Genomic DNA, 15,323 nt, shown 5'->3' with positions numbered 1-15,323 from the left:
AGATGAATGAAATCGCGCGCGTAATCGCTACCGATGCGACTCTTGAACTTCTAGCCTTATTAAAGTCGAAGTATGGACCGCTCATGTTCCACCAATCGGGTGGTTGCTGTGATGGGTCTTCGCCAATGTGCTATCCAAAAGGCGAGTTAATCATTGGTCAGCAAGATGTGTTGCTCGGTAAAATTGGAGACGTTCCGTTTTACATGCACCAAAACCAATTTGATTATTGGAAGCATACACAACTGATCATTGATGTAGTCGATGGACGGGGCGGCATGTTCTCTCTTGAAGGCGTAGAAGGCAAACGATTCTTGACGAGGTCACGAGCCTTTACAGATGAAGAAAATGAACGATTAGCCAGTATAGAAGGTTAGCAGGGTTCATCATAAAAATCGCAAGTAAGTTGTAAAAACTCGCTTGCGATTTTTTTAGGTTCAGGTGAATGCTCTCAGAGGAATCTTCTCCTAATTTCAGAAGAAGGCAATGTACAAGAATCTTTCTTCTTGGCAAACCAATTATACCGATTTTTCGCGATACACTTATAAACGCCGTCACGAATTGGGCGTGGAATGAGTATAAGTAAGAACAATAGATGCCATAACCCGTCTAGTTTTTTGGCAATATGCAAGGCGGCAGAAGACTCCGTATAGACTTTATTATTTTCAATCAGGACGAGACTGTCTTTCTCTTTTGGAATCGCAAACTTTTGAACAAGTTCTTGGCCTTTGTCACTTTGTAATGAAGAAAAGTAGAAATGTGCATAAGGATCACGATTAATTATAAAATGAACATTTGCATTACAAAAGTTGCACGCTCCATCAAATAAAACAATTCGTTTCATGAGACCGCCTCCTTAATTGATAGTATACACGATATCTCTAGAGGATGACTGTAAAAAAAACTTAAATATCCTGATTGTAAGGTGGAAGTGAATCGCGCTACGTCTATGCCGATTCACGATGTCTAGCATGGAACAGTTTGTTATATACAGAGTACTTGGCATAATAAAGGTGATTAGATGAATAGTATAATTGACAATCTCGGTTCCTATCACATTTAGCCACGGTTAATATGTAGAGGAGGTTGGTCCATATGAATTATATACCTATTGATCCGGAAGAAATGGCCAAAAGACAAGATGAAGATGTCAATGCAGCATTGAATATGATTGGTGAAGGATCGCCAGTCTTTGAGTCGTATCCATACGGGGATTCTGAAGTGTTTGATAGAGGAGAGTCCCATCAAGAAAAGGAATTACCAGAGACCTATCAATAATCATAAACCTCACAATTACGTGAGGTTTTTTATATTGCTATAAATGAACGATGACTCGGATATATGAAGTAGGGTGTTGAAATATCATAATGATACATAGATTAAGATAAAGGGTAAGGGAGGAATGGGATGAATCCTTTTCTATCAATTTGGTCGAAACCGGAACAAACTTTGCAAGATATGATTGAGCAAAGATCACTCGGTTATGGAATTTTAGTTACTGTGATTGTATCCATTGGCACAAGTGTGTTTTCATTTGCAGATACGGGTCTATTATCAGGATTTTCATTGCCGACAATTCTTTTTATTTCTTTATTTATTGCTATTACAATGAGTGTGTTTTTCTATTTTTTTAATGCGGGCGTGTATTTATTTATTGGAAAAATTCTTGGCGGAAAAGGTCAATGGAAGCAAATGTGCTTGGCGGTCGCAAGTGGTTCACTTCCAATGATTGGAATGCTTCCTATCTCAATCATTGCAGTACTGATTTATGGAAAAGATTTATTTAGAGAGCCTGTTGGACCGTTTGCGGTTACAAATATGTCGTTCGGTTTTTATGTATTTTATCTGATTGTCATGATGGGTTTATCAATCTATGGCATCGTTATTCTGTCTAAAGCAATTGGGTATGCACATCAGTTTTCGGCGTTAAGAGGGTTTGGAACAATTATGATATACGCAGGAATTGTCTTCGTCATCGTTATTTGTCTCGTCATTTTAGTGATCAGTGGTTTAGTATTTTTGGGACTCTGAAACTTCTCATGGTGCTCCCTTTAATAACTTAGATGTAGTGATTGTTTCTATCATTTTTTAGCTATCTAGTCTCTTGCCCGTGTACTTGTATTTTTGTTGCATGTACTAGAGGGAGGAGGTGATAGAGCATGATGAATCATGGAAATATGCCTGAACAATGGGGGCACCATCCAACGGGGCACAGTCCAATGGGGCACAATCAAGTTGAACCAATTGTATGTCCGCCTGTCTATCGTTGCCATGATCAGTTTTCTCAGCGCGAGGTACCGGTTATCCATCCAGTTGTCAACGTAAATAGGCACCATGTCGTCGATGTTCCGAGACACTATTACACTGAAACAACACAGGATGTAATGGGCGCTTCGTTTTCGCCTGGCGAGAACGGACCGGGATACGGACCAGGACCAGGATATGGACCAGGAATGGGGCTTGGGCCAGCATTCGAAGGAGGGCACGGACACGGACACGGCCATGGACACGGATGCGGTTGTGGATGTGGCGGTGCAAGACGTTGCCCGTGGATGTAATTCCGAATTATGGTAAACTAAGTTTACTATAATTTATTGAGGGTGAACTGCTTGCGGATTTTTAAATTTGTGATCCCGATCATGCTCATTGTTGCTTGGGCAAGTTGGGCGATATTAAATCGGAATCATACGGATGTTCCTGAAGAGACGCGAATCTATATCACAATAGGTGCAGTCATTGTAAGTGGGATCATTTCGTATTTCCTATTTCCAAAAAACGAAGAAGAAAGATAAGAAGTAGAAATCAAAACCGATGGCGAAATGCTGTCGGTTTTTTAATTTTATTTCTTTTTCCTGACTTATTAAACCTACTCCAAGTTCTGACGCGCCTCACCGAATATATTAGTAATCCCACTCAAAATATGAAATGATGACCTTCTTGTAATAGGTTAACTAAAGTAAATAAGTGGTTGACTCAAATGAATTATTCTTTTATTATGTTAATTATGACAAACATCTAGAGGTGACAAATGACAACAGTAGTAGAACACAGAAAAGGAATGGATGCATTAAGTCTAGTGCATTGTGGCATGTTTGCGGCACTTATGATGATTGGTGCAAACATAACGGCGTTCGTACCGTTTTTAGTAGTTGGTGGGGTTCCTATTACGTTACAAACTTTTTTTGCGATTCTGGCGGGGCTCATTCTCGGTAGTCGTTTAGGTGCTATTTCGATGACGGTTTACATGTTCATTGGACTAGCAGGTGCACCTGTATTTTCAAAGTTCAGTGGTGGCTTTGGGGCAGTTGTGAGCCCGACGTTTGGATTTATTGTTTCCTTTATATTTACGGCCTATATCGCTGGGAAGATTGTTGAAAAGAATGGGAAATTACAAGGGTACATCATCGCTGCGCTAGTTGCGATGACGGTGAATTATTTATTTGGAACGAACTGGATGTATTTTGCTTATAAACTGTGGGCTGCTGCGCCTGATGCATTTACATATAAAGTGGCGTGGCTATGGATGTTACCACCATTACCTAAAGATATTCTTCTCGCGGTATTGGCAGGGATCTTTGGACATCGAATGTTCAAAATATTGAGAGTGAGGCGATAATATGACGACATTTCAAGCATTAGCGAATCAAGTTCTTGACGGACATATTTTGACGGATGCGGAGGCGCTGTCAATTTTGGAAAGTGATGATGAGGATTTACTTCCTCTTCTACATGCTGCTTATAAAATTCGAAAGCATTATTATGGCAATAAAGTGAAGTTAAATATGATCATTAATACGAAGTCCGGATTATGTCCCGAAAACTGCGGGTACTGTGCGCAATCCATCGTGTCGAAAGCACCTATTGAAAAGTATTCAATGATGAAACGGGAAGAAATTATTGCAGGGGCTCAGCGTGCTGCGGACCTAAATGCTGGGACTTATTGCATTGTTGCCAGTGGACGTGGGCCTGCAGACCGAGAACTCGATATTGTCGTTGACTCGGTAAAAGAGATTAAAGCGAAGCATGAGCACATGACAGTTTGTGCATGTCTTGGTCTCTTAAAGCCAGATCAGGCAAGCCGATTAAAAGAAGCGGGCGTAGATCGGTATAATCATAATATCAACACATCCGCAGCACATCATGATCAGATTACGACATCACATACGTTTGACGATCGCGTAAATACAGTGGAATTGGCAAAGGCGTCAGGGATTTCCCCGTGCTCAGGTGTCATTGTCGGAATGCGCGAAACGAAAGAAGATGTCATTGCAATGGCCCGAAGTTTACATGCGATGGACGCAGATTCAATCCCAGTAAACTTTTTACATGCCGTCGATGGCACGCCGCTTGAAGGAACGTCTGAATTAACACCTCGTTATTGCTTAAAGGTTCTTTGCCTATTTAGGTTTATGAATCCGACGAAAGAAATTCGAATTTCCGGTGGACGAGAAGTGAATTTACGTAGCCTACAACCATTTGGACTATATGCTGCAAACTCGATATTCGTCGGCGACTACTTAACAACAGAAGGCCAAGAAAGTAATCGAGACCGAGAAATGCTTGAAGATCTTGGGTTTGAAATTGACCTAGAACCATTAAAGAGAGAAGCTGTTACGCAATAAAACAAGAATTGGACTTTCCGTAAAAGTGGAGAGTCCTTTTTTTATGTGGATAAAAGGTATCTTTTTCCTCAAAGTTTCGTATAAATAAATATGAAACCATTTGCTAGTAAGTCCGTATCATTACTATGAATGAAAATCTTCTAAATAGAAAAGAGTGTTTTATATGATTCATTTAATGATATTCTCAGTCGTTGTCGGCATCATTGCAAGTGCGGTGATTGTTCCAGTTGCGATCAACGATCAAGAGACGGAGAAGACGATTCCATTTAATCGATGGGCGGCATTACTAGCAACTGCAGTCTTTATCACCCTAATTATATTCGGGCTCTACTATGCTACGAATTTAGACCGTAATTGGACATCTCTATGGGTTGTATTGCTCATTGTTACGTTTATCAGTGTCTTAGTCGCGGGTCAAAAAGAGCGAAAGCTAAAAATAGGTTTATTCCTGGCAGCGCTTGCTGTAGGCATTTTTATATTAAGTGCGCCATTATTCAATGCCAATAAAAAGTACAGTATCGTAGAAATGGACCAAGAAATCGAAATTTCAGCTTTTGACGAAACAAAAACGCCAGCAAGTGTCCCACCGAAATTTGCGCGGAATAAAATGAAAAAAGCTTTTGGCCAAGTCCCAAATACGAGTTACTATGAACTAGGAAACTTGCAAATTCAAAAAGTGAACGGCGAATTTGTCTATATTGCGCCTGTTGAGTTTTCAGGTTTATTTAAATGGTTGAACGGGAAAACAACACCAGGGTATTTCACGATGAGTGCAACCAATTCGGCAGATAATCCGAAGTTTATTAAATCAGAAATGACTTATACACCTTCTTCCTATTTCCATAAGGAAGTGAAGCGTCATATTCGTATGAAAATGCCAAACCTTATTTTCTACGGAGATGTTCAGCTTGAAATTGATGATGAAGGGAAACCATTTTATATTCGTTCATATGGAAACTTTATTACTGCACGTGACGGTTTTGATGTGAAAGGAATTATCATGGTTGATTCAAAAACAGGTGATGTAAAAAAATATCCACTTGCTGAGATCCCAGCCTTTATTGATGGGGCAGTTGCGCCTGAAGCGGTTAGTTTACAAAACAGTTATTTTGGAAAGTATATTCACGGTTTCTGGAATTCTGTCTTCGGGAAAAAAGATGTGAAAATTCCATCTGATGAAGGAACAGAAGCAAATGTGAGTCCGATATTCGATGAAAACGGCCATATGTATTACTTTACTGATTTCACAAGTCCAAAAGAGGGTGTCGATTCGATGCTTGGCTATGCCTTGACGGATGGTCGAACAGGAGAAGCAACGTATTACACTGGAAACTTAGAAGAGTCGTATATGGATTCGCAAGGTACTTTACAAATTATTGAGAAGAAATTTATTGAAAAGAAATGGTCTGGCGAAATGCCGGTACTCTACAATTTTTACGGGGAAGCTAGCTGGTTAACGCCGGTCTTGGATTCAAATGGTTTCTTACAAAACTATTTTATTGTTTCCGCGGCCAATCCTGAAGTTTCAGTATACGGCAATACGCCGAACGAAGCGTTAAAACTATATAAAACGGCACTTCAACGTGGCGGCAGCTCCGTGGACGGCAGTTCAAATGCAGAAGAAGGGAAAACAGCGATTACTGTCCAGCGTGTATTCAAAGAGCGCGTAGGCGAATTCACACTCGTATCGATATTAGCGGACGACGGAAGAAGTTTCCTGGTCTCTTCTGAAGTTGCCCCATATTCAATCTATATCCAGGAAGGCGATAAACTTTCCATCACCTACCTAGAAACGGGCGAACTCTTCCTACCAGTGAAGGAACTAAAAAATATAAGCGTGGAAGCTGAATGAGTGTATAAAAATAGAATGGACTTTCTTAATTTAAGTAGGAAAGTCCATTTTTCTATAATTAAATGATTAAATAATGATGGCTTAAGCCGACACTATCATAGTCGAATAAATGAATGCGTATCGATTGCGAACCATGTGATTCGTCTGTACAATTAAGTCAAAGATAGTCAAAGTCAATGAAGACACCTGGCATGAAAGAGGTGAAGAAATGAGAAATATTTCTGACATCATTGAAGGATATTTGAAGGCGATTATAGAAGAAGAACAAGACGGCGTAATCGAAATCAAAAGAAGTGAAGTTGCAGAAAAATTTCAATGTGTCCCTTCACAAATTAATTACGTGATTAATACACGTTTTACAGCTGAACGTGGTTATGCAGTTGAATCGAAAAGAGGCGGCGGCGGGTATATCCGAATTTTTCGCGTTCGAGCAAATACCCGTAAAGACTTAATTGAACATATTTTAGCAGGTCTCCAAAATGGTGTTTCGCATACAATGGCATTCGATATTGTATATCGACTGTTAGAAGAAGAGGTTATTACAGATCGCGAGTCGAAACTTATATTGGCAGCAGTTGATCGGGCGACGATTCGAATTCCGTTACCTGAACGTGATGAACTGAGAGCGCGTGTTTTACATGCCATGCTCGTGACGCTTATTTATGAAGAGTTTTAATGAAAAATCAACTTTACAAATGTGAGGTGGCATGTAGATGATTTGTGAAAAATGTAAGGAACGGCCCGCATCCGTTGTCATTACGAAGGGCTATATGGGCGAGTCGATTGAGCATCATCTATGCGAAAAATGTGCTTTCCAATCAGAAGCGTTTCATTTTAGTCCAAATGAGGAACCTTTATCTATTCAACAATTTTTATCTCATTGGTTTGGCGGTGGCGATACATTCCAAACGCAACCAAAAAGGCGAGGCACGACAGCCCATCAACTGGAATGTCCTGATTGTAAATTAACGTTTGGAAACTTTCTGGACATCGGCAAGTTCGGTTGTGCCACTTGCTATGAAACATTTAAAGAACGACTTCCGCATGTGTTTGGGAAGTTGCACAATGGGCAAACAACCCATACAGGTAAGATACCTGTTTCATTTAATGAATTATATGCGATTAAAAGAAAAATTGAAGAAGTAAGAGTAAAAATGCAAGAAGCGGTAGAAGCGGAACGGTTTGAAGAAGCTGCCGAATTACGCGACGAGGCAAGAATGCTGCAACAACACCTTTCCAATGGAGGTGAAGCATACAATGTCGATTGAGAAGTTTATGCAAAGTGCGATCACAGGCTGGATGACGGGTGAAGGAGAGTATTCTGATATCGTCATGGCAACCCGTGTGAGATTAGCGCGAAACTTAAGGGGGTATCGTTTTCCTATCGCTGCAAGTGAGGATGAAGCATTAGCAGTCGATAAAATGGCTGCCGGCGCATTACTAGATGAAGTTGACGGTAAAGGTTATGCCTATATTAGAATGTCCGATCTCTCAAAATTGGACCGGGAAGTGTTAGTGGAAAAACATTTAATTAGTCCGCAATTAACCAATCCGGAACGTCAAGGTGCTGTAGTTTTATCAGAAGACGAAACAGTCAGCATTATGGTGAATGAGGAAGATCATATTCGCATCCAATGTATTTTCCCGGGATTGCAATTGGAAGAAGCTTATCAACAGGCAGATGCCGTGGATGACTTGTTAGAAAAGCAATTGCCTTATGCTTTTGATGAACAATTTGGTTACTTAACGAGTTGTCCTTCCAATACTGGAACTGGCGTGCGCGCCTCTGTCATGATGCATTTACCAGCATTAACGATAACCAAGCAAATTAAAAGAATCATTCCAGCAATCACAAGGCTCGGCATTGTTGTCCGTGGGAGTTACGGGGAAGGCAGTAAAGCGCTAGGGAATGTTTACCAAGTGTCAAATCAAGTTACACTTGGCAAGACAGAAGCGGAAATTTTAGAGGAGTTAGGAAATGTAACTGCTCGGTTAATCGCACATGAGCGTCAAGCGAGGAAAAATCTTTTAGAGAAATCACGAACGGCACTCGAAGATCGATTGCATCGTTCGCTCGGAACGCTTGTATATGCAAGGCTCCTGCCAACTGGAGAAGCTGCGAAATGTCTATCGGATGTTCGACTCGGTGTCGATCTTGGGCTCATTAAAGACGTAGATGTTTCGATCATGAATGAGCTAATGATTTTTATGCAACCGGGTTTTCTCCAACAATACGCAAACGCAGAGCTAACACAAGAGGAACGCGATATTTTTCGAGCAAAATTATTCCGAGCACGTCTTCTCATTGATGGTGCATTGCCATCAACGAAAAAATCGAAAGAAGATTGAGTTTTCTAGTTTGTATACTTTGGTAAAAATTAGTCAATCCTATGTGTGAAAAAGGATTTTATTAGATTACGTATGAGCGTCCGTGGAATAGATTATATATAGAGAGAAGGAGTGGACATAACTATGATGTTTAACCGATTTACACAACGCGCACAGAAAGTGTTACAACTTGCTCAAGAAGAGGCAATTCGCATGAAGCACGAATCGATTGGCACAGAACATATCTTGCTTGGGCTGATTCGCGAAGGTGGCGGCATTGCTGCCAAAGCGCTTGAAGCGATTGAAGTAAGTTTCACGACAATTGAGGAAGGCGTTGAGAAACTCGTTGGGACCGGCACAAAAGACGTTGGTCCAATTGTTCACTACACACCACGTGCTAAAAAAGTAATTGAGCTTTCAGTAGATGAGTCGCGAAAGTTAGGGCATTCGTATATTGGAACGGAGCATATTTTACTAGCACTCATCCGCGAAGGTGAAGGAATTGCTGCACGTGTGTTAAGTAACGCAGGGGTAAGTTTGAATAGAGCACGTCAACAAGTATTGCAACTTCTAGGGAGCAATGAAAGTTCATCAAGTAATTCCTCTAACAATACGAATTCCGCTGCAACACCGACGTTAGACGGACTTGCGCGTGATTTAACGGAAGTAGCTCGGGAAGGACAGCTTGATCCAGTCATTGGCCGTAGCCAAGAAATTACACGTGTTATTGAAGTGCTTGCACGTCGTACGAAAAACAATCCTGTTTTAATTGGAGAACCTGGTGTAGGTAAAACTGCAATTGCAGAAGGGTTGGCCCAGCAGGTTGTGAATAATGAAGTTCCGGAAATTCTTCGCGACAAGCGCGTCATGACGCTAGATATGGGAACGGTTGTAGCGGGTACGAAATACCGCGGAGAATTTGAAGACAGAATGAAAAAAGTGATGGAAGAAATTCGCCAAGCGGGCAACGTCATTTTATTCATTGATGAGTTGCATACGCTAATTGGCGCTGGTGGCGCAGAGGGTGCGATAGATGCCTCGAACATCTTAAAGCCTTCGCTTGCACGCGGTGAACTACAATGTATCGGTGCAACAACGTTAGATGAATATAGAAAGTATATTGAAAAAGATGCGGCACTTGAGCGTCGTTTCCAACCGATTCAAGTCGACGAGCCGTCCGTAGAAGAGTCTATTCAAATATTAAATGGTTTACGTGATCGTTATGAAGCACACCACCGTGTGAAAATCACGGATGAAGCAATAGAGGCTGCTGCGAAAATGGCAGACCGCTATATTTCTGATAGATTTTTACCGGATAAAGCGATTGACTTAATTGACGAAGCGGGCTCAAAAGTACGTTTGCGTTCTTACACAACACCACCAAATCTAAAGAACCTTGAAACGCAACTAGAAGCGATTCGTTCTGAGAAAAATGCGGCAGTCCAAAGCCAAGAGTTTGAAAAAGCGGCTTCTTTCCGTGATAAAGAACAGAAAATGAAAGAAGAACTTGATACGACAAAAGCGGCTTGGAAGGAGAAGCAAGGGAAAACAGAATCGAAAGTGACTGTAAATGATATTGCAGAGGTTGTTGCGATGTGGACTGGAATTCCAGTTTCAAAAATTGCAGAAACAGAATCGATGAAACTACTAAACATGGAACAAACCTTACATGAGCGTGTCATCGGTCAATCGGAAGCGGTCACTGCGATTTCGCGGGCAATCCGCAGAGCGAGAGCAGGCCTGAAAGATCCGAAGCGACCAATTGGTTCATTTATTTTCCTAGGCCCAACAGGGGTTGGAAAAACAGAACTTGCGCGTGCCTTAGCTGAAACAATGTTCGGCGATGAAAATGCAATGATTCGCGTAGATATGTCTGAGTATATGGAAAAACACTCAACGTCTCGACTTGTTGGTTCACCACCAGGATACGTAGGCCATGAGGAAGGCGGACAATTAACAGAACAAGTTCGTCGTAAACCCTATTCTGTTATCTTGCTTGATGAAATTGAAAAAGCACACCCAGACGTTTTCAATATGCTCCTTCAAGTATTAGATGATGGTAGACTAACTGATTCCAAAGGACGTACGGTAGATTTCCGTAATACGGTTGTCATTATGACTTCAAACGTAGGTGCAACGGCGTTAAAAACGAATCGTTACGTCGGGTTTAATTTACAAGATTCAGACCACGACTATGAAGGTATGAAATCAACAATGCTAGAAGAGTTGAAGAAAACGTTCCGTCCTGAATTCTTAAACCGTGTGGATGAAATGATTGTTTTCCACGCGCTTGAAAAAGAACATTTACGTCAAATTGTTAGCCTCATGTCTAATGAGCTATCCAAGCGTCTCAAAGAGCAAGATATTGAACTCGAATTAACAGAGGAAGCGCAAAACAAAATATCTGACATTGGGTATGACCCGGATTACGGTGCACGTCCTTTACGTAGAGCAATCCAAAAGCATGTGGAAGATAGATTGTCTGAGGAACTGTTAAAAGGCACAGCATTAACTGGCGGAAAAGTGACAGTTGATGTAGAAGACGGAGAGTTTATCGTACGGACAGCAATGCCGGTAGGAAAATAATTTTTTTGAGATTGAGATAGTCCATTCATTAAGAAAATTAGTGAAATGGACTGTCTTTTTCATCTATGGAGGAAAGCATGTCAAAGAGAAAAACAAAATTTATGTGTAAAGATTGTGGGTACGAGTCTCTTCGGTGGATGGGACGTTGCCCGGGTTGCGGGGAATGGAACACGATGAACGAGGAAGTGGAAGTGGTTCGAAAAGGTCCACGTGGTGCGTTCCAACATACCGATGAAGTTCAACAAAAAGCAGTGCCGATTAGTCAAGTTGAGACGATTGAGGAACCGCGTGTTGAAACAGAATTAGGAGAGTTAAACCGAGTGCTAGGCGGTGGCATTGTGCCAGGTTCACTGTTGTTAACTGCAGGAGACCCCGGAATTGGAAAATCTACTTTGCTCCTTCAAGTTTCCTCGCTTCTCGCCAACCAGAATCATCGTGTATTGTATATATCTGGAGAAGAATCCATTCGACAAACAAAGCTTCGCGCGGAAAGGTTGGGGGTTCTTTCGGACGAATTGTTTATTTATGCGGAAACGGATCTAGAAAGAATTCATCACACAATCGATGAAATTAACCCTGCGTTTGTGATTGTAGATTCTATACAAACCATCCATCATCCTGAAGTCAAGTCCGCACCGGGAAGTATTACACAAGTAAGAGAGTGTACGGCGGAATTAATGCGTATCGCGAAAACCAAAAACATTGCCATATTCTTAGTGGGTCACGTAACAAAAGATGGACAGATTGCTGGACCACGTATTTTGGAACATATGGTAGATACAGTTTTATACTTTGAAGGGGAACGTCATCATACATATCGTATTTTACGAAGTGTGAAAAATAGATTTGGTTCAACGAATGAGATCGCTATTTTTGAAATGTTGCAATCGGGTCTAAAGGAAGTTTTAAATCCATCCGAGTTGTTTTTAAGAGAGCGTTCTCAAGGTGGTGCCGGTTCAACCGTCGTCGCATCTATGGAAGGTACGAGGCCGATTCTCGTAGAAATCCAAGCACTTGTGACGCCTTCAAGCTTTAACTATCCAAAGCGGATGGCGACAGGATTGGATCAAAACCGGGTTTCGCTATTAATGGCCGTGCTTGAAAAACGAATGGGCATGCTGTTACAAGCACAAGATGCTTATATTAAAGTTGCTGGTGGTGTGAAATTAGACGAACCTGCTATCGATTTAGCCGTCCTAGTTAGTATCGTCTCTAGTTATCGAGATTCTGCCGCTGGATTATCAGATTGCTTTATCGGAGAGGTTGGTCTAACGGGAGAGGTGCGCCGTGTTTCTAGAATTGAACAACGTGTGCAAGAGGCAGCGAAGCTTGGATTCGAGCGGGCAATTATTCCGTCTTCCAATTTAGGTGGATGGGACTATCCGGAAGGGATTCAAGTGATCGGTGTTGAAACAGTTAGTGATGCGTTAAAAGTTGGGTTCTCGCAATAAAAAAGTTGCAAGGGAGGTATTTACCGACCTTGCACCCCCATTACACTCATTTTAGTTATCGTGGTTAAGTATGTTATTGAAAGCTGTTTTAAGGGAATACATGTATAATTATTACAATAAGGAGGTGAAGTGCATGTTAAGGAAAGTCGTTCAGCTATCCTTTTTGCTGATTGGAGGTACGCTTGGCGTATTATTTTTACCGCAATTATTTGATCTATTTTCATTTTCATCCAATCCGCTGATTAATAATCCATATGTAGCTGCAATTGTGGGTGGATTATTATTTTTTCTCTTGAATCTTTTTCTTACAACACCTGTCGTTAATTTCATTAAATGGATGGAAGAACGATTGCTAGGTGCTCCAATTTTTGATTTACTATTTGGAACGGTCGGTCTTATTATTGGGTTAAGTGTTGCTTTTTTAGTTAGTTTTTGGCTTGGGAGTATTGAAATTCCAGTTATTTCTTCTGTTTTACCTACCGTTTTATTTTTAATTCTTGGGTACCTCGGTTTTCAAGTCGGCTTCAAACAACGCGAAGAAATTATTCATGCAATGCAATCTATACGGACGCATAGTCCGAAGAAAAAAGACGCTGAAGAGCCACAAGTTAGAAAAACCCGTGATACAATGTATAAAATATTAGATACAAGTGTCATTATAGATGGCCGTATTGCGGATATTTCTGCTACGGGATTTCTTGAGGGGATACTTGTTGTACCACAATTTATTTTAACGGAACTTCAACATATCGCAGATTCCTCGGATACATTGAAAAGAACGAAAGGTAGAAGGGGATTAGATGTACTGAAAGCACTGCAAACAGATGGCGGACCAGGTATTTTAATTACCGATGTGGATTTTGCTGACGTCGCTGAAGTGGATTTGAAGCTCGTTCATTTAGCAAAAGATATGGGAGGACTCGTCGTTACGAATGATTTTAATTTAAATAAAGTTGCCGCACTACACGGTGTTGCTGTATTGAACATCAATGATTTGGCGAACGCAGTGAAACCAGTCGTAATTCCAGGTGAAGAAATGCATGTCGTCGTCATTAAGGATGGAAAAGAGCAAAATCAAGGCGTCGCTTATTTAGATGACGGTACAATGATTGTCGTAGAAGATGGGAAAACGCACATTGGCAATGCAATTGACGTAATCGTTACCAGTGTGCTACAAACATCCGCAGGTCGTATGATTTTCGCTAAACCTAAACATGGGAGAGCGGTAAGAGCAAATTAACGTTAGTTTTTGTTTGGTAAAGGAAGATGGTTATTGGAGTATACAGTGATGATACCCGCCGCTGGTAGTGGACAGCGGATGGGGGCAGGGGTTAATAAACTTTTCTTAACACTTGGTGAAAAACCGATTTTTATCCATACATTAGAGGCATTCGAAGCAGATCCTTTATGTGCGGGCATTATTTTAGCTGTTAAAAATGAAGAAAAACAAGAAATTGAGTCTTATCTAAAACAGTTTGCCATTTCAAAAGTTCAAGCAATTGTCGAAGGTGGAACGGAACGCCAATATAGTGTGGCGGCATGTCTTGAGGCGTATTTGGAGGATGGGGTCGTGCTAGTTCATGACGCAGCACGTCCTTTTATCCGCCGCGCAGTCATTCATGCGTTAGTGCAAGAGGCCGCGGCACATGGGGCGGCAATCACGGGCGTAAAGGCAAAAGATACGATGAAACTAGCGCCTACAGGCATTGTTGAAGAGACAGTCAATCGAGACGCGCTCTGGATTGTCCAAACCCCCCAAGCTTTCCGATATGAAATCTTGAAAAAAGCCTCAGACCAAGCGATAGCAGATGACTTTCTCGGAACGGACGAATCGATGCTCGTAGAAAGAACTGGGCATCCTGTTCGTATTGTGGAAGGTACATATGACAACGTGAAAATGACGACGCAAGAAGATTTGGCCATTGGCGAAATACTGTTAAAGAGAGTACAACAGGAGGAGAATAAATGATTCGAGTTGGACAAGGTTTCGACGTACATAAATTCGAGGAAGGACGTCCATTAATTATCGGCGGCGTCACAATCCCGCATGAACGTGGATTAGCTGGCCATTCCGACGCGGACGTATTGCTCCATACAATTACAGACGCAGCGCTCGGCGCAATCGGCGAAGGAGACATCGGCCGCCACTTTCCGGATACAGACGAAGCATTCAAAGACGCAGACTCTGCCATCTTATTAGAAAAAATTTGGCAACTCGTGAATGAGCGCGGCTACCAGTTGGGCAATATTGATTGTACGGTCATTGCAGAAAGACCAAAAATGTCCCCTCACATCGAAGCCATCCAAGCACGTGTTGCGGAATTGCTTCGAGCGGATATTTCCCAGGTGAACGTCAAAGCCACAACATCCGAAAAACTAGGCTTCACAGGACGTGAAGAAGGAATCGCTGCAATGGCAACGATTTTGTTGCAAAAGAAGTAAGGTATTTATGAATTGTTTAGGAAATATGTTGTTTCATTGTTTAAC

At 41.5% G+C, this 15,323-nt stretch carries 17 protein-coding genes; 16 read left to right on the top strand and 1 reads right to left on the bottom strand.

The genetic code is table 11. The features are described from left to right. The first annotated feature begins 2 nt into the window (after positions 1-2). A complete protein-coding gene (locus AB1H92_RS15410; protein WP_115363711.1) occupies positions 3-374 on the top strand; it encodes a DUF779 domain-containing protein in 372 nt (123 codons plus the stop codon). A gap of 74 nt (positions 375-448) precedes the next feature. Here AB1H92_RS15410 and AB1H92_RS15405 read toward each other — a convergent pair whose 3' ends face one another. Further along, positions 449-841, bottom strand: coding sequence for a thiol-disulfide oxidoreductase DCC family protein (locus AB1H92_RS15405; RefSeq protein ID WP_115363709.1), 393 nt, complete (start codon positions 839-841; stop codon positions 449-451). Positions 842-1,092: 251 nt separating this feature from the next. On the opposite strand from AB1H92_RS15405, the gene AB1H92_RS15400 reads away from it, so the two are divergent. The 15 genes from AB1H92_RS15400 (at position 1,093) to ispF (ending at position 15,278) form a co-directional block, all read left to right on the top strand. Continuing rightward, positions 1,093-1,275: a hypothetical protein gene (locus AB1H92_RS15400; protein ID WP_115363707.1), complete on the top strand. Its 183-nt coding sequence runs from the start codon at positions 1,093-1,095 to the stop codon at positions 1,273-1,275. 129 nt (positions 1,276-1,404) lie between these two features. Further along, positions 1,405-2,028 (top strand): YIP1 family protein, encoded by a 624-nt coding sequence (locus tag AB1H92_RS15395; RefSeq protein WP_115363705.1) that lies wholly within the window; start codon positions 1,405-1,407, stop codon positions 2,026-2,028. 128 nt (positions 2,029-2,156) lie between these two features. Continuing rightward, complete coding sequence (locus tag AB1H92_RS15390; RefSeq protein ID WP_174904614.1) at positions 2,157-2,555, top strand: hypothetical protein; 399 nt, start codon at positions 2,157-2,159, stop codon at positions 2,553-2,555. 51 nt (positions 2,556-2,606) lie between these two features. Continuing rightward, a complete protein-coding gene (locus tag AB1H92_RS15385) occupies positions 2,607-2,789 on the top strand; it encodes a hypothetical protein (RefSeq protein ID WP_075526592.1) in 183 nt (60 codons plus the stop codon). Between the two features lie 236 nt (positions 2,790-3,025). Continuing rightward, the gene (locus tag AB1H92_RS15380; protein WP_115363701.1) at positions 3,026-3,613 is read left to right on the top strand and encodes a biotin transporter BioY; all 588 of its coding nucleotides are present in this window, start codon (positions 3,026-3,028) and stop codon (positions 3,611-3,613) included. Position 3,614: 1 nt separating this feature from the next. Beyond that, complete coding sequence (gene bioB, locus AB1H92_RS15375; RefSeq protein ID WP_115363699.1) at positions 3,615-4,619, top strand: biotin synthase BioB; 1,005 nt, start codon at positions 3,615-3,617, stop codon at positions 4,617-4,619. A gap of 163 nt (positions 4,620-4,782) precedes the next feature. Then, positions 4,783-6,471, top strand: a complete 1,689-nt coding sequence (locus AB1H92_RS15370) for a hypothetical protein (protein WP_115363697.1) — start codon at positions 4,783-4,785, stop codon at positions 6,469-6,471. 208 nt (positions 6,472-6,679) lie between these two features. Then, entirely contained in the window at positions 6,680-7,147 is a 468-nt protein-coding gene (locus tag AB1H92_RS15365; RefSeq protein ID WP_115363695.1) for a CtsR family transcriptional regulator, read from the top strand. Positions 7,148-7,184: 37 nt separating this feature from the next. After that, entirely contained in the window at positions 7,185-7,739 is a 555-nt protein-coding gene (locus tag AB1H92_RS15360; protein WP_115363693.1) for a UvrB/UvrC motif-containing protein, read from the top strand. Continuing rightward, positions 7,729-8,820: a protein arginine kinase gene (locus AB1H92_RS15355; protein WP_115363691.1), complete on the top strand. Its 1,092-nt coding sequence runs from the start codon at positions 7,729-7,731 to the stop codon at positions 8,818-8,820. Before AB1H92_RS15360 ends, AB1H92_RS15355 begins: the two co-directional genes overlap by 11 nt. Positions 8,821-8,943: 123 nt before the next feature. Further along, positions 8,944-11,385, top strand: coding sequence for an ATP-dependent Clp protease ATP-binding subunit (locus tag AB1H92_RS15350; RefSeq protein WP_115363690.1), 2,442 nt, complete (start codon positions 8,944-8,946; stop codon positions 11,383-11,385). Positions 11,386-11,462: 77 nt separating this feature from the next. After that, the gene (gene radA, locus AB1H92_RS15345) at positions 11,463-12,836 is read left to right on the top strand and encodes a DNA repair protein RadA (protein WP_115363687.1); all 1,374 of its coding nucleotides are present in this window, start codon (positions 11,463-11,465) and stop codon (positions 12,834-12,836) included. 133 nt (positions 12,837-12,969) lie between these two features. Continuing rightward, a complete protein-coding gene (locus tag AB1H92_RS15340) occupies positions 12,970-14,076 on the top strand; it encodes a PIN/TRAM domain-containing protein (RefSeq protein WP_115363685.1) in 1,107 nt (368 codons plus the stop codon). A 33-nt stretch (positions 14,077-14,109) separates the two neighbouring features. Next, positions 14,110-14,805, top strand: coding sequence for a 2-C-methyl-D-erythritol 4-phosphate cytidylyltransferase (gene ispD / locus AB1H92_RS15335; RefSeq protein WP_115363683.1), 696 nt, complete (start codon positions 14,110-14,112; stop codon positions 14,803-14,805). Next, positions 14,802-15,278 carry a 2-C-methyl-D-erythritol 2,4-cyclodiphosphate synthase gene (ispF, locus tag AB1H92_RS15330; RefSeq protein ID WP_115363681.1) on the top strand — a complete coding sequence of 159 codons (477 nt, stop codon included), beginning with the start codon at positions 14,802-14,804 and terminating at the stop codon, positions 15,276-15,278. The genes ispD and ispF overlap by 4 nt, the downstream gene beginning before the upstream one ends. Positions 15,279-15,323 lie beyond the last annotated feature (45 nt).

This window comes from Sporosarcina pasteurii, from assembly GCF_041295575.1.
Taxonomy (GTDB): Bacteria; Bacillota; Bacilli; order Bacillales_A; family Planococcaceae; genus Sporosarcina; species Sporosarcina pasteurii.
Note: the sequence above shows the minus strand (reverse complement) of the source record. Positions and strands in the feature narration are given on the sequence as shown.